The sequence below is a fragment of the Rhodopseudomonas pseudopalustris genome (genome assembly GCF_900110435.1).
Classification (GTDB): domain Bacteria; phylum Pseudomonadota; class Alphaproteobacteria; order Rhizobiales; family Xanthobacteraceae; genus Rhodopseudomonas; species Rhodopseudomonas pseudopalustris.
Map to the genome: position 1 here is coordinate 497,150 of NZ_FODT01000003.1, position 14,592 is coordinate 511,741.

A 14,592-nucleotide genomic window follows, 5' to 3' on the forward strand; every position below is an offset into this window, starting at 1 on the left:
GGAGAACGGCCGATCGCCGTAACGGCAAATCGGGAAGAAACGCCAACGAACACTCAAACCGAGGGACACCCATGCACGGCACCATCGAGATCGACAAAGCCGCCCGTCAGCGCGCCGCGCGCGAGGAAGCCTATTCGACGCCGCTGGCGCAATTCCATCCCGGCGCGCCGCGGCACTTTCGCGACGACACGCTATGGCCGTGGTTCGAGCGGCTTCGCGCCGAGGAGCCGGTGCACTACTGCACCAATGCGCCGATCGAGCCTTATTGGAGCGTGACCAAGTACAACGACATCATGCATGTCGACACCCACCACGGCATCTTCTCGTCGGACTCGACGCTTGGCGGCATCGCGATCCGCGACGCGCCGGTCGGCTACGACTGGCCGAGCTTCATCGCGATGGACGAGCCGCGGCATTCGGCGCAGCGCAAGACGGTGTCGCCGATGTTCACGCCGCAACATCTCGACGAGCTCGCGGTGCTGATCCGCGGCCGGACCGAGAAGGTTCTCGACGCCCTGCCCCGCAATGAGACCTTCAATTTCGTGGAGCGGGTCTCGATCGAGCTGACCACGCAGATGCTGGCGACGCTGTTCGACTTTCCGTTCGAGGAGCGGCGCAAGCTGACGCGTTGGTCGGACGTCGCCACCGCGCTGCCGAAGAGCTTGATTGTCGCATCCGAAGAGGAGCGCCGCACCGTGCTGAACGAATGCGCGGCCACGTTCATCAAGCTATGGAATGAGCGGGTCAATTCCGAGCCGCGCAACGACCTGCTATCAATGATGGCGCATCACGACGCGACGCGGCAGATGGACCGCGACAATCTGATCGGCAACATCCTGCTGCTGATTGTCGGCGGCAACGACACCACCCGCAACACCATGTCGGGCTCGGTGCTGGCGTTGAACGAAAATCCCGACCAGTTCGCGAAATTGCGGGCGAATCCGGCACTGATCGACACCATGGTACCGGAGGTGATCCGCTGGCAGACGCCGCTGGCGCATATGCGCCGGACCGCGCTGGAGGACACCGAACTCGGCGGCAAGACCATCAAGAAGGGCGACCGGGTCGTGATGTGGTACGTCTCCGGCAATCGCGATGACGAGGTGATCGAGCGGCCGAACGAATTCATCATCGACCGCAAGCGGCCGAAGATCCATCTGTCGTTCGGCTTCGGCATCCACCGCTGCGTCGGGATGCGGCTCGCGGAGTTGCAGCTCAAGATCGTCTGGGAAGAAATGCTCAAGCGGTTCGACCGCATTGAAGTTGTCGGGGAGCCGAAGCGGGTGTATTCGAGCTTCGTCAAGGGCTACGAGTCCTTGCCGGTTCGCATATCCTGACCCTCCCAAGAAAAAGAAAACAGCTTCAACAATGAAACATCATGCCGCCGCGGAGCAGGACGAATTCCATGACATCCGCGACGCCGTCGCCAAATTGTGTGCGCAATTTCCAGGCGAGTACTGGCGAAAACTCGACCGTGAGATGGCCTACCCCAAGGCCTTCGTCGACGCGCTGACCGAGGCCGGTTACCTGTCGGTGCTGATCCCCGAGGAATATGGCGGCGCCGGGCTGAAGCTTTCTGCGGCGGCGGCGATCCTCGAGGAAATCCAGCGCGCCGGTTGCAACGGCGGCGGCTGCCATGCGCAGATGTACACCATGGGCACGGTGCTGCGGCACGGCAGCGACGAACAGAAAGCGAAGTGGCTGCCGAAGATCGCCTCCGGCGAGTTGCGGCTGCAGGCGTTCGGCGTCACCGAGCCGACCTCAGGCACCGACACGACATCTTTGAAGACCTTCGCCAAAAAGGACGACAATGGCGACTACGTCGTCAACGGCCAGAAGATCTGGACCAGCCGCGCCGAATACTCCGACCTGATGGTGCTGCTGGCGCGGACCACGGCGAAGGATCAGACCGCCAAGAAGACCGAAGGTCTGTCGGTGTTCCTGGTCGACATGCGTGAGGCGCGCGGCCACGGCCTGGAGATCCGCCCGATCCGCACCATGATGAACCACGCCACCACCGAGGTGTTCTTCACCGACCTCAAGGTGCCGAAGGAGAATCTGATCGGCGAGGAAGGCAAGGGCTTCCGCTACATCCTCTCCGGCATGAACGCCGAGCGCATCCTGATCGCCGCCGAGTGCATCGGCGACGCCAAATGGTTCATCGCGAAAGCGACCAACTACGCCAAGGATCGCGTGGTGTTCGGCAGGCCGATCGGCCAGAACCAAGGCATCCAGTTCCCGATCGCCAAGGCCTATGCGCAAATGCGCGCCGCCGAGCTGATGGTGAAGGAAGCCACCCGCAAATACGAAGCCGGGCTCGATTGCGGCGCCGAGGCCAACATGGCCAAGATGCTCGCGGCTGACGCCTCGTTCGAGGCGGCCAATGCCTGCATCCAGACACATGGCGGCTTCGGCTTCGCCGAGGAATACGACGTCGAGCGAAAGTTCCGCGAGACGAGGCTGTACCAGGTCGCGCCGATCTCGACCAATCTGATCCTGTCGCATCTCGCCGAGCACGTGCTCGGGATGCCGCGGTCGTATTGAACCGACTCCGTCGCGTGCATGCGCCATCACCATCAAACCGTCATTCCGGGTCGCCGCGCAGCGGCGAACCCGGAATCCCGAACTGTTGACCCGACGTCGGCAAGACACCTCGAGATCCCGGGTTCGCAAGCGATCGCTTGGGCCCCGGAATGACCATGGCAAGGATTGAGCAGTGCTTCCACTTGAAGGATTGACCGTCATCGCCGTCGAACAAGCCGTCGCAGCGCCGTTTTGCAGCTCGCGACTTGCCGACGCCGGCGCCCATGTCGTCAAGGTCGAACGCCCCGAAGGCGATTTCGCCCGCGGCTACGACCACGCCGCCAAGGGCCAGAGCAGCTACTTCGTCTGGCTCAATCGCGGCAAGGAATCCGCGGTGGTCGATCTGTCGACCAAACAAGGCCGCGACGAACTCGAGAGCCTGATCGCCTCGGCTGACGTGCTGCTGCAGAATCTCAAGCCCGGCTCGATGGACAAGCTCGGCTTCGCCCGCGAGCGGTTGCGCCGCGACTATCCGAAGCTGATCATCTGCACCATCTCCGGCTACGGCGACGACGGCCCTTACGCGCACCGCAAGGCTTATGACCTGCTAATTCAGGCCGAAAGCGGCCTCGCCTCGATCACCGGTGGCCCGGAAAGCGCTTCGCGCGTCGGCATGTCGATCGTCGATGTCGCCACCGGCGCGACCGCACACGCTGCGATCCTCGAAGCGCTGATCGGGCGCGGACGCACCGGACAAGGCGCCGACATCCGGATATCGATGTTCGACGTGATGGCGGACTGGCTGACCGTGCCACTGCTCAACGCCGAAGCCGGCAATCCGCCGCGGCGGCTCGGCCTTGCGCATCCCTCGATCGCGCCCTACGGCGTGTTCACCTCAAAGGACGGCAAGGACATCCTGATCTCGATCCAGAGCGAGCGAGAGTGGAAGAAGCTGTGCGCCGAAGTGCTGCGCCAGCCCGAACTCGCGGCCGATCCCAGACTATGCAACGGCGTCGAGCGCGTGCGCAATCGCGCCTTCACCGACAAAGTGGTGGCCGATATCTTCGGCAGCCTGACACGCGACGATCTGCTCGAACACCTCGCCAGCGCCGACATCGCGTTCGCCGAGGTCAATGCGATGGAAGACCTCTCGCATCATCCGCATCTGCGCCGGATCGAAGTGGCGACGCCGAACGGGCCGGTCACCTATCCCGCGCCGGCCGCGATCGTTCTCGGCGACGACCGCCGTTACGGCGCGGTGCCGGGAATCGGGGACAAACGCAAGTAACAAGGGCAAACACCATGACCCATGCCGCGACCACGACCGAAACGCTCGACCTCGATCATCTGCGGCAATGGATCGGCCGCAGCGAGCAAGCCACCGACACTGTCACCGCTCAGCTCGTCAGGGGCCTGCGCGCGACGCTGTTTCTCGACATCGGCAAGCCGCAGGCCGGCGACGCCGCGCCGTTCACCGCGCATTGGTGTCTCGGCCAGCCGGTCTATCCGATGGACCAGCTCGGGCCCGACGGCCACCCGACCCGCGGCGGCTTCCTGCCGCCGGTGCCGCTGCCGCGACGGATGTGGGCGGGCGGCGAACTGCAGTTCCTCGACGCGCTCAAGGTCGGCGACGAGGTAACGCGGACCTCCACGATCGGCGAGGTGACGGTGAAGCAGGGCTCGACCGGCACGCTGTGCTTCGTCACCGTCAACCACGAGATCACCACGCCGCGCGGCGTCGCGATCCGCGACCGCCAGGACATCGTCTATCGCGACGTGCCGCCGCCGTCTGCGGCGCCGGCCAAGCCTGCCGCGCCCGCGCCGGCCGCGCAGCACCGCGAGAGCCATCTCGCCGACCCTGTGCTGCTGTTCCGCTATTCGGCGCTGACCTTCAATGGCCACCGCATCCATTACGACCGCGACTACGTCACCAAGGTCGAGGGCTATCCCGGCCTCATCGTCCATGGCCCGATGCAGGCGGCGCTGCAGGTCGAGTTTGCCGCGAAGCTGAAGGGCTCCGCACCGAAGAGCTTCAGCTATCGGGGGGTGCAGCCGCTGTTCGACGGCGCCGATTTCAGCGTCAACGCCAATGAAACAGCGGGCGGGTTGGAGCTCTGGACCGCCAATGCGGACGGCGTGCCGACCATGAAGGGCACCGCGACATGGTAGCCGGGCGCGTTGTTGTCGCCGCCCTGCTGACGCTGCTCGGCGCGTCGGCGGCGGTCGCAGACACCGGCGCGATCATGGGCGCGTGGCAGCGCGACGACGGCATCGCGCGCGTGAAGGTGGCGCCCTGTGGCAAGGTCATCTGCATGACCAACACCTATATCCGGCCCGATGTCACCGACGAGAAGGTCGGCGAGCGCCTCGAATTCGATCTCAGGCAGGGCGGCGGCGACGCGCCGCTCACGGGCTCGGTGCTCGATCCCAAGACCGGTAAGAGCTATTCGGCCACGATCACCGTCCGGGGCGATCAGATGACCACCAAAGGCTGCGTGCTCGGCGGCATCATCTGCAAGAGTACCAACTGGAGCCGTCTTCGCTGACCGATCCCGCATTTCGCTGATCATCGAAGGATCGTCGCCGTGCCCGCCAAGAACAAAGCCGCGCCGCGCGCGGTCAGCGTGAAGGAGGCGACGCTCGATTTGCTGCGCGCCTTGGGGATCGACAAGGTGTTCGGCAATCCCGGATCGACCGAGCTGCCGTTTCTCAGCGACTGGCCCGGCGATATCGACTACGTCCTCGCGCTGCAGGAGGCGAGTGCGGTGGCGATGGCGGACGGCTATGCGCAGGCCACGCGCAACGCCGGCTTCGTCAATCTGCATTCGGCGGCCGGCGTCGGCAACGCGCTCGGCAACATCTACACGGCGTTCAAGAACCAGACGCCGTTGGTGATCACCGCCGGACAGCAGGCGCGCAGCCTGCTTCCCTTGCAGCCGTTTCTCGGCGCCGAGCGCGCCAGCGAATTTCCGCGGCCTTACGTGAAGTACAGCGTCGAACCGGCGCGCGCCGAAGATGTCCCGGCCGCGATCGCGCGCGCCTACGCCGTGGCGATGCAGCCGCCATGCGGACCGACCTTTGTGTCGGTGCCGATCGACGACTGGGCGCGGCCCGCGTCGCCGGTCGCGCCCAGAATGTTGACCCGCGAGCGCGGCCCGGAGCGCGCGGCAATGCAGGCTCTGGCCGAGGCGTTGGCCTCTGCCAAGAAGCCCGCGCTGGTGGTCGGCCCTTCGGTCGATCGCGCCGCAGCGGTCGATCTGATGGTGAAGGTCGCCGAGCGCACCAATGCGCCGGTGTGGGTGAGCCCGTTCTCGGCGCGCTGCAGCTTCCCGGAGCGGCACAGGCTGTTCGCCGGATTCCTGCACGCCTCGCCCGGACAACTCTCCGAGGCGCTCAGCAGACACGACGTCGTTGTGGTGATCGGCGCGCCGGTGTTCACCTTCCACGTCGAGGGCCATGCGTCGATCTTCGACGGCGCGGCGACGCTGTTCCAGATCACCGAGGACGCCGACGCCGCGTCGGTGACGCCGTTCGGCGCCAGCATTGTTGCGACGATGAAGCCGGCGCTGGATTTGCTGTTGGAGCTGTTGCCGGAAACCAACCGCGCCGCGCCTCCGGCACGTACATTGCCCCCTGCGCCGCGAGCCGCCGATCCGATGCCGGCGGAAGTCGTGCTGCACGAACTCGCGACGACGATGCCGGCCGACGCGATGCTGGTGGAGGAAGCGCCGTCGCATCGTCTGGCCATGCAAAAATACTTGCCGATGCCCGGCCAGGACAGCTTTGCGACGATGGCGAGCGGCGGGCTCGGCTGGTCGCTGCCGGCCGCGGTCGGCTTCGCGCTGGCGCTTCGAAAGCGCCGCACCATCTGCCTGATCGGCGACGGCTCGGCGATGTATTCGATCCAGGCGCTGTGGACGGCGGCGCGGCGTAAGCTGCCGCTGACGGTGGTGGTGCTGAACAATGGCGGCTACGGCGCGATGCGCTCGTTCAGCCAGGTGATGCAGGTTCGCGACGTGCCGGGACTCGCGCTGCCGGGAATCGATTTCGTGCAACTCGCACAATCGATGGGCTGCGACGCCGAGCGCGTGTCACGCTGCGACGACCTCGCGCCGGCGCTGGCTCGCGCGCTGTCATACGATGGCGTGTTCGTGGTGGAGGCCATGCTGGATCGTTCGGTGCCGCTGCTCTACGCGAAGAACGGTTAGCAAAACTCCGTCATTCCGGGGCGCCGCGTAGCGGCGAACCCGGAATCCATAATCCCTGAACTATCGAATCAGAATTGCAATCGTCCTCTGTGCTTCACCGAGAGCAAAGGGAGTATGGATTCCGGGTTCGCGCTACGCGCGCCCCGGAATGACGAACGATGGTTTGTGGGTCGAGGTTACGAAGGCTCAGTTCGCCTTCGTCCCGAAGGTCTCGCGCAGCGAGGCCTGGATCTTGGCCATGCCGCCGATCCAGCGGTCGTAGTTCTCGGTCTTCTTGCGCATGTAGTCAATCACCTGCTTGTGCGGCAGGATCAGGAAGCTCTCTTCCGCGAGGCCGGCCAGCACGTCCTGCGCGACCTGCTCGGGCGACAGATTGCCGTCGGCGGATTGCGGGCCTTTGGGGATTCCGCGCAGCATGTTGGTGTCGACGCCCTGCGGGCAGAGAATCGAGACCTTGATGTTGTGCGCCTTGTGCGAGATCGCCAGATTTTCCGCAAAGCCCACCGCGCCGTGCTTGGTCGCCGAATAGGCCGGGCTGCCGACCTGCGACAGCAGGCCCGCCGCCGAAATCGTGTTGAGGAAATAGCCGCCGCCGCGCGCTCTGTAGAGCGGCACCAGATGCCGCGCGGCGTAGACATGCGCCATCACATGGATCATCCAGCTCTTCATGAACGGCTCGTCCAATGCGCCCCCGGCATTTTCTGACATCGGATCAAAGCCGCCGCCGATCCCCGCATTGGAGCAGAACAGCGCGATCGGCCCGAATTGCCGCTCGGTCTGGTCGATCACATGTTTGATGTCGGCCTCAACGGCGACGTCACACTTGAACGCCGCGCCGCCGACCGAAGCGGCCACCGCCTCGGCGCGGGCCTGATCGAGATCGGCGACCACGACCTTGGCGGCGCCCGCTTTGGCAAACGCCTCGCACATCGCCTGACCGATTCCATTGCCGCCGCCGGTGACGACGACGACCTTGCCCGCAACCTGCATGGATTTTCCCCCGAATGGTTGTTGTTGGGGTGTCTTAGCGCGTATCCGGCCAAAGTGGCACCCGGTTTTGCAACCGGGATATGCGCAACGGGAACAGGGGCATAACGCCGCCCGCGGCGCTAGGCGGCCAGCACCAGGTCCATCACCGCCACATAGTGGCAGGCGGCGGCGATCAGCACGAAGCTGTGCCAGATCGCGTTCTGGAATCGCAGCCGGCGCCAAGCGTGGAAGATCACGCCGAGCGTGTACAGCGCGCCGCCGGCGGCGAGGAACCACATCGCCAGATTGGGCAGCGTTTCGATGACATGCTCATAGGCGATCAAGCCACTCCAGCCCATCGCCAGATACAGCCCGACCGACAGCTTGTCGAACTTGCCGGGCTTGAACAGCTTCAGCAGAATGCCGACCAACGCCACGCCCCAGACGCCGGCGAGCAGCGCCAGCGCGAACATCTGGTCCTTGATCTGGCTGATAATCGGTGTGTAGGTTGCGGCGATCAGGATGTAGATCGCGGAATGGTCGAACCGCCGCAGCAGCCATTTGCGCGGCGACACCGGCCACAGATTATACGCCGCCGACAAACCCAGCATAGCCAGCAGGCCGGCGGCATATACTGTTACCGAGACGAATGTGGACGTATCCGCAAACACCCCGGTCAGCGTGATCAGCGCGGTCACGGCGATCAGGCCGGCGACGAGGCCCAGCACATGGACCACGCCATCCGCAATCAGCTCGGCGCGATCGTAATTCCAGTGAACCGATCCCCTGGAGTCGATCCTGGAATGCGAATCGATTTGCTTCATCCGAAAGATCGTCATAAGCGGAGGCGACACCCTGTTTCGAATTGATCTGGCGCATTCATGGTTGACGGCGGCGATGCAATACAATTCGCGGCGCGTCCTACCGTTCCTGACCGATTTTATCTCCTTGAAAGGCGGCGAAGCCAAGGCCCCGGGGCCTGTCGGCATCAGGTCGGATTGTCGCATCGCTCGTTTTGCGGCCAACTTCGCCGGTATCCGCCTCTTGATTGAACATTAGCGCTCATGGCCTTCCGTTTTTCCAATCTGGTCGAGGAAGCGCTGCTGTCGGCGCGGGCGCTGAAAGACTACAGCGAGAACATCTTCAATCCGACCATCCGGCTCGGCGTCACAGGATTGTCACGCGCCGGCAAGACGGTGTTCATCACCGCGCTGGTGCATGGCCTGTCTCGTGGCGGGCGGTTTCCGATCTTCGAATCGATGTCGACCGGGCGGATCGCCAAGGCCCGGCTGGCGCCGCAGCCCGACGATGCGGTGCCGCGATTCGGCTACGAGGGCTTCCTCGCCACGCTGATGGAGCAGCGCAACTGGCCGAGTTCGACGGTGGATATCAGCGAGCTGCGTCTGGTGATCGACTATCAGCGCAAGAACGGCGCCGAGCGGACCCTGACGCTGGATATCGTCGACTATCCCGGCGAGTGGCTGCTCGACCTGCCGCTCCTGAACAAAAGCTACGAGCGCTGGGCGGCGGAGAGTCTGGCGCTGTCGCGGCAGGACCCCCGGCGGCGGGTCGCTCTGGACTGGCATGCGCATCTCGCCACCCTCGACCCCAACGGCCGCGAGAACGAGCAGGAGACGCTGACCGCCGCGCGGCTGTTCACCACCTATCTGCGCGACTGCCGCAACGAGCAGTTCGCGATGAGCCTGTTGCCGCCGGGCCGTTTCCTGATGCCGGGCAATCTCGCCGGCTCGCCGGCGCTGACCTTTGCGCCGCTGGATGTGCCGATCGACGGCGCGCCGCCGGAGCGCTCGCTATGGGCGATGATGCGGCGGCGCTACGAGGCCTATAAGGACGTCGTGGTGCGGCCGTTCTTCCGCGATCACTTCGCCAGGCTCGACCGCCAGATCGTGCTGGCGGACGCGTTGTCCGCGTTCAACGCGGGTCCCGAGGCGCTGCAGGACCTTGAAGCGGCGCTCGCCGGCATCCTCGATTGCTTCCGGGTCGGGCGGTCGTCGATGCTCTCGACGATGTTCCGGCCGCGGATCGATCGCATCCTGTTCGCCGCGACCAAGGCCGACCATCTGCACCATTCCAGCCACGACCGGCTCGAGGCAATCCTGCGCAAGCTGGTCGAGCGGGCGATGCAGCGCGCCGAATTCGCCGGCGCAACCGTCGACGTGGTCGCGCTGGCCGCGGTGCGCGCGACCCGCGAGGCCCAGGTGCAGCGCGGCCGCGACCGGCTGCCGTCGATCGTCGGCACCCCGATCAAGGGCGAAATGGCCGACGGCGAGATCTTCGACGGCGAGACCGAAGTCGCCACCTTCCCCGGCGACCTGCCGACCAATCTGCAGGGCCTGTTCAAGGGCGAGGACACCTTCCGCGGCCTTGCGGCAGGGTCGCACGAGGACGCCGATTTCCGCTTCCTGCGCTTCCGGCCGCCGCGGCTCGACAATCGCGATCCGGACGGCCCGGCACTGCCTCACATCCGCCTCGACCGCACGCTCCAGTTCCTGATCGGAGACAAATTGCAATGACCGAGCGGGTCCCTCCCCGAAGGCCGGCGACCTTCAAACTGACCGACCCCAGCGTCGTGCTGATCGATTCCGACGAGAGCAGCGCCAGCAGTAGCAGCAGCGCTGCTCACGCGACCGCATCGGCTTCGTCAGCCTCCTCGTCCGCGCCGCCGCCGCGCGCGCGAGTCCAGCTTGCGCAGGAGAAGGAGCCGCCGATCGTCGCGCCGAAGCCGCCGGCCAGCATCATCAACCCGAAGAAGGGTTTTCGCTGGGGCACGCTGTTCTGGTCTGCGGCGACCGGTTTGGTGACGCTGGCGTTCTGGCTGTGGGTCAGCAAGCTGATCGAGGATCTGTTCGCGCAGAGCCAGACGCTCGGCACCGTCGGCATGGTGCTGGCGGTGCTCGCCGGCGGCTCGCTCGCGATCATCGTCGGCCGCGAGGCGTTCGGGCTCATTCGACTCGCCCGGATCGAGCAATTGCACGCCCGCGCCGCCAAGGTGCTGGAAACCGACAACCGCGCCGAGGCCCGCGCCATCATCCGCGAGCTGTTGAAGTTCGAGCATCCCAATCCGCAGCTCGCACGGGCCCGCCATACGCTCGAGAAGCATCTCGACGACATCATCGACGGCGCCGACCTGATCCGGCTGGCCGAGCGCGAACTGATGACGCCGCTCGACATCGAGGCGCGCGTGCTGATCTCGAAGGCCGCGCAGCGCGTCTCGGTGGTCACCGCGATCAGCCCGAAGGCCCTGATCGACGTGCTGTTCGTGGCGATCGCCGCGACACGGCTGATCGGCCAGCTTGCGCGGCTCTATGGCGGCCGCCCCGGCGCGCTCGGCATGTTCAAGCTGATGCGGCAGACGGTGTCGCACCTCGCCATCACCGGCGGCATCGCGCTCGGCGACAGCGTGGTGCAATCCGTGTTCGGCCACGGCCTCGCCTCGCGCCTGTCCTCGAAGCTCGGCGAAGGCGTGCTGAACGGCATGTTGACGGCGCGACTCGGCCTCGCCGCGATCGACCTGACCAGACCGCTGCCGTTCAACGCGCTGCCCCGGCCGCAGCTCGGCGATCTGGTCAAGGACCTGATGAAGAAGCGCGAGAAGGAAGAATAGCGGAAGCGCCGACCGGAAAGTCACGCGTCATTCCGGGACGACGCGCAGCGGCGAACCCGGAATCTCGAGCTGTTGATCCGGCCTGTGCGCAACAACCTCTGGATTCCGGGTTCGCGAGCTCCGCTCGCGCCCCGGAATGACGGTACGCGGACGAGAGGTGCGCAGCGTGTTGACCGCGGCGGGAATTCCTTCGACAACCCGTCGATGCACGCCAAGCGAACGACGACCGACCGAACCCGCGACGCCGACGAGCAGCGCCCGCGCCGTCTCGCCTTTCTGCGCGGCATCGGCCTGCGCCAGGTCCGGATGTTCACCGGGCTGGTGCTGTTCGCCTATCTACTCAGCCATTTCCTCAATCATGCGCTCGGCAACATCTCACCCGAGGCGCTGCAGGCCGGCGTGGAATGGCATCTCGAAATCTGGCAGTTCCTGCCGGTGGCGATCCTGTTCTACGGCTCGGTGGCAACTCACGCGGGACTCGGGCTGTGGGCGCTGTATCAGCGCCGCCGGTTTCGCTGGCGGACGATCGAGCCGCTGCAGCTCTTGCTCGGCCTCAGCGTGCCGCTGCTGATCTACGGCCATGTGATCGGGCTGCGGCTCAGCAACGCGCTCTACGACATCGACAAGCTCTATCCGCAGGTGTTCTACGCCTATTGGGTCGCGGCGCCGCCCTACCGGGTGTGGCTGATGGTGCTGGTGATGCTGGTCGCGTGGACCCATGGCTGCATCGGTCTTTACGTCTGGCTGCGGATCAAGCCGATGGCCCGCAAGGCGATGCCGTGGCTACTCGCCGTCGCGGTGCTGGTTCCGACGCTGGCGCTGCTCGGCTTCTACCAAGGCGGCCGCGAGACGATCCGCGATTCGTCTTCGCGGGGATGGCAGGAAAAAAACCTGTCGGTGAAGCAGCTCGGCACCCTGGCGCAGCAGGCAACGCTCGACCGGGTCGGCGAAGCGTTCGTGATCGGCTATCTCGGGCTGATCGGGCTCGCGCTGATCGCCCGCGCCGCGCGCGGACTGAACGAGCGGCGCGGCGGAATGATCCGGCTGACCTACGGCGCCGACCGCATGATCCGGGTGCCGAAGGGGCTGAGCGTGCTCGAGGCGAGCCTGCGTCACAACATTCCGCACGCCAGCATCTGCGGCGGCCGCGCCCGCTGCTCGACCTGCCGCATCCGGGTGATCGGTAATCCCGCCGACCTGCCCCCGCCGTCGAGCCGCGAGGCGTTCGTGCTGGACAGCGTCGGCGCCGGCGACGATCCCACCATCCGCCTCGCCTGCCAGCTGCGCCCGACCCACGATCTCGCCTTTCTGCCGGTTTTTCCCCCGCGCAACGCCGCGGCGGCGCGGCTCGCGGCGCGTGCGGCGCGGGTTGGCGAGGAGCGCTACCTCGTCAGCATGTTCGTCGATCTACGCGGCTCGACCAAGATCGCCGAGACGCGGCTGCCGTTCGACACCGTGTTCATCGTCAACCGCTTCCTCGGTGCGGTGTCGCGCGCCGTGATCGCCAGCGGCGGACAGCCCAACCAGTTCATCGGCGACGGCGTGCTGGCGTTGTTCGGCCTTGACGACACGCCGCGCGAAGCCTGCCGCAATGCGATCCGCGCCGCCGCGGCGATCGCCGCCTCGGTCGACGAACTCAACGGCTTCATCGGCCACGACCTCCCCGAGCCGATCCGCTTCGGCATCGGCCTCCATGGCGGCGAAGTCATCCTCGGCGAGATCGGCTATCGCGATCACATGGTGTTCACCGCGCTCGGCGACTCGGTCAACGTCGCAGCGAGGCTGCAGGACATGACCAAAGCGCTCGGCTGCGAGACATTGTTGTCCGACGAACTGCGCGCGACCGCGGGCATCGCCGCCGACCAACTGCCGACCCAGCAAGTCGAGATCCGCGGCCGCGTCGAACCGATGCTGGTCTGCCCGATCGTGCAATCGCGCGACCTCGCCGCGGCGCTCGACCAAAGCGAGCTGATGTTCGCCTGAGGCTGCGCGGTGCGCGGCAGCGCTTGGTGATCCAGCGCACACTTCGGACCATGCGGCCTGAACCCGCGCGATTTCGATCGCGACGAACGGGTGATGGGCAGGTCCAGATCATCAGGACCGGGATGAACTGACAACAGCGCCGCGCGCGCATCTCGAAGGAGAACGACCATGTTTCGCAAGATCGCAATTGGACTGTTCGCAGCCGCTTCGCTCAGCGTCGTCGCACTGGCGCCGACGTCCGCTTCCGCCGGGGGCGGCGGCTGGGGCTGGCATCATCCGCACCATCATCATTGGCACGGCCCCGCCTTCGGCGTCGGCTACATCGGCGCCGGCTACGGAAGCTGCACCGTCACCCGCCGCGTCGCGACGCCTTATGGCTGGCGCTGGCGCACCTTCAACATCTGCTACTGACGCGTTCCCATTGCAGGTAGCAGGTGTGGAGGTCCCGGCCGCCGGCGCGGCCGGGATTTCCCGTTTGATCCGAGCTGGGATCAGTCCCGCTTGACCCACTGATCGACCGGCATCACTTCCGGCGTCTGCGCATAGGCGCGGGTCCACATGTCGACGACCCATTCAGCGCCGGAGCCGCGCTCGACCAGCACCGCTGTGTTGTGCGGCGTCTGCAGCACCAGCACGTTGCCGCGATACTTCGGATCGCCCACCGTGTGATACTTCAACAGCCCCCACTCCTGCATCACCAGCAGCAGGCTGGTGGTGTTGCGGGTGGTGTCCCAGCAGTCGAAATTGTGCTTATCGTCAAAATAGCGAAAATCCGCGCGCGCGATCCGCTTGTCGGTGCCGAGCACCGGGCCCAGCCGACGGTCGAGCCACACCACCGCCTTCTGCACCGCCGCGCGTTCGGCTGCGGCCGAGGCCTTGCCGGAGGCCATGATCTTCACCAGTGCGGCGCGATCGGCGGGGCCGAAAAAGAACTCGTGGCGGCGGCGGCAGACGAAGCCATAGCACACCGTCATGCCGCTCGCCGACGGCGGAAAGATCGAGACCGAACTGTAAAGATACGACACCTGCGAACTGAGCGGGCCGGCGCGCGCTGGCAGCAGGCCGACACCAGCCACAGCGAGCGCCGCAACAACCAGCGCCATCCCGCGCCGCGTCAGCCACCCGCCGCTCTCCGATCGCATCTTCGTGCCCCGTCCGCGTCACATCTGCGCAGGGACGCTAGCGTGACCGGCCGGCGGTGCCAATATTGGAATCGGGCGGCGGCGCATTTGCCCGGCAGGCTGATGCGGGCCGCACACACCGCCGCGCCGCGGGCCTCGCACA

The 14,592-nt window shown here is 65.9% G+C and carries 13 protein-coding genes; 10 read left to right on the plus strand and 3 right to left on the minus strand.

Annotated features, from left to right (window positions below; all coding sequences use genetic code 11):
* Positions 1-71: 71 nt before the first annotated feature.
* From BMY71_RS08465 to mdlC, 6 genes are all read left to right on the plus strand, one after another.
* The gene (locus BMY71_RS08465) at positions 72-1,337 is read left to right on the plus strand and encodes a cytochrome P450 (RefSeq protein ID WP_011504080.1); all 1,266 of its coding nucleotides are present in this window, start codon (positions 72-74) and stop codon (positions 1,335-1,337) included.
* A 31-nt stretch (positions 1,338-1,368) separates the two neighbouring features.
* On the plus strand, positions 1,369-2,544 hold the full coding sequence (locus BMY71_RS08470) for an acyl-CoA dehydrogenase family protein (RefSeq protein WP_092683028.1): 1,176 nt from the start codon (positions 1,369-1,371) through the stop codon (positions 2,542-2,544).
* A gap of 172 nt (positions 2,545-2,716) precedes the next feature.
* Positions 2,717-3,811 carry a CaiB/BaiF CoA transferase family protein gene (locus BMY71_RS08475; protein ID WP_092683029.1) on the plus strand — a complete coding sequence of 365 codons (1,095 nt, stop codon included), beginning with the start codon at positions 2,717-2,719 and terminating at the stop codon, positions 3,809-3,811.
* Between the two features lie 14 nt (positions 3,812-3,825).
* Positions 3,826-4,692, plus strand: coding sequence for an HTD2 family dehydratase (locus BMY71_RS08480; RefSeq protein ID WP_092683031.1), 867 nt, complete (start codon positions 3,826-3,828; stop codon positions 4,690-4,692).
* The gene (locus BMY71_RS08485; RefSeq protein ID WP_092683033.1) at positions 4,686-5,069 is read left to right on the plus strand and encodes a DUF2147 domain-containing protein; all 384 of its coding nucleotides are present in this window, start codon (positions 4,686-4,688) and stop codon (positions 5,067-5,069) included. The genes BMY71_RS08480 and BMY71_RS08485 overlap by 7 nt, the downstream gene beginning before the upstream one ends.
* A gap of 39 nt (positions 5,070-5,108) precedes the next feature.
* Complete coding sequence (mdlC, locus tag BMY71_RS08490; RefSeq protein ID WP_092683035.1) at positions 5,109-6,731, plus strand: benzoylformate decarboxylase; 1,623 nt, start codon at positions 5,109-5,111, stop codon at positions 6,729-6,731.
* 186 nt (positions 6,732-6,917) lie between these two features.
* Here mdlC and BMY71_RS08495 read toward each other — a convergent pair whose 3' ends face one another.
* Positions 6,918-7,721 carry an SDR family oxidoreductase gene (locus BMY71_RS08495; protein WP_092683037.1) on the minus strand — a complete coding sequence of 268 codons (804 nt, stop codon included), beginning with the start codon at positions 7,719-7,721 and terminating at the stop codon, positions 6,918-6,920.
* Positions 7,722-7,840: 119 nt separating this feature from the next.
* Complete coding sequence (gene trhA / locus BMY71_RS08500; RefSeq protein WP_011504087.1) at positions 7,841-8,539, minus strand: PAQR family membrane homeostasis protein TrhA; 699 nt, start codon at positions 8,537-8,539, stop codon at positions 7,841-7,843.
* A 225-nt stretch (positions 8,540-8,764) separates the two neighbouring features.
* Between trhA and BMY71_RS08505 the strand changes: the two genes are divergently transcribed.
* From BMY71_RS08505 to BMY71_RS08520, 4 genes are all read left to right on the plus strand, one after another.
* Entirely contained in the window at positions 8,765-10,234 is a 1,470-nt protein-coding gene (locus BMY71_RS08505) for a YcjX family GTP-binding protein (protein ID WP_092683039.1), read from the plus strand.
* Positions 10,231-11,325: a YcjF family protein gene (locus tag BMY71_RS08510; RefSeq protein ID WP_092683041.1), complete on the plus strand. Its 1,095-nt coding sequence runs from the start codon at positions 10,231-10,233 to the stop codon at positions 11,323-11,325. Before BMY71_RS08505 ends, BMY71_RS08510 begins: the two co-directional genes overlap by 4 nt.
* 204 nt (positions 11,326-11,529) lie before the next feature.
* Positions 11,530-13,308: an adenylate/guanylate cyclase domain-containing protein gene (locus BMY71_RS08515; protein ID WP_092683044.1), complete on the plus strand. Its 1,779-nt coding sequence runs from the start codon at positions 11,530-11,532 to the stop codon at positions 13,306-13,308.
* 168 nt (positions 13,309-13,476) lie between these two features.
* On the plus strand, positions 13,477-13,719 hold the full coding sequence (locus tag BMY71_RS08520) for a hypothetical protein (RefSeq protein WP_092683046.1): 243 nt from the start codon (positions 13,477-13,479) through the stop codon (positions 13,717-13,719).
* Between the two features lie 80 nt (positions 13,720-13,799).
* Here the strand turns inward: BMY71_RS08520 and BMY71_RS08525 are convergent, their stop codons facing one another.
* Entirely contained in the window at positions 13,800-14,450 is a 651-nt protein-coding gene (locus BMY71_RS08525) for a hypothetical protein (RefSeq protein WP_092683048.1), read from the minus strand.
* Positions 14,451-14,592: the final 142 nt, after the last annotated feature.

Excerpts from the sequence above, each read along its gene's own strand:
- BMY71_RS08465 (WP_011504080.1), top strand. The coding sequence starts at position 72 with ATGCACGGCACCATCGAGATCGACAAAGCCGCCCGTCAGCGCGCCGCG.
- BMY71_RS08470 (WP_092683028.1), top strand. The coding sequence starts at position 1,369 with ATGAAACATCATGCCGCCGCGGAGCAGGACGAATTCCATGACATCCGC.
- BMY71_RS08480 (WP_092683031.1), top strand. The coding sequence starts at position 3,826 with ATGACCCATGCCGCGACCACGACCGAAACGCTCGACCTCGATCATCTG.
- BMY71_RS08485 (WP_092683033.1), top strand. The coding sequence starts at position 4,686 with ATGGTAGCCGGGCGCGTTGTTGTCGCCGCCCTGCTGACGCTGCTCGGC.
- BMY71_RS08495 (WP_092683037.1), bottom strand. The coding sequence starts at position 7,721 with ATGCAGGTTGCGGGCAAGGTCGTCGTCGTCACCGGCGGCGGCAATGGA.
- trhA (WP_011504087.1), bottom strand. The coding sequence starts at position 8,539 with ATGACGATCTTTCGGATGAAGCAAATCGATTCGCATTCCAGGATCGAC.
- BMY71_RS08505 (WP_092683039.1), top strand. The coding sequence starts at position 8,765 with ATGGCCTTCCGTTTTTCCAATCTGGTCGAGGAAGCGCTGCTGTCGGCG.
- BMY71_RS08510 (WP_092683041.1), top strand. The coding sequence starts at position 10,231 with ATGACCGAGCGGGTCCCTCCCCGAAGGCCGGCGACCTTCAAACTGACC.
- BMY71_RS08515 (WP_092683044.1), top strand. The coding sequence starts at position 11,530 with ATGCACGCCAAGCGAACGACGACCGACCGAACCCGCGACGCCGACGAG.
- BMY71_RS08520 (WP_092683046.1), top strand. The coding sequence starts at position 13,477 with ATGTTTCGCAAGATCGCAATTGGACTGTTCGCAGCCGCTTCGCTCAGC.
- BMY71_RS08525 (WP_092683048.1), bottom strand. The coding sequence starts at position 14,450 with ATGCGATCGGAGAGCGGCGGGTGGCTGACGCGGCGCGGGATGGCGCTG.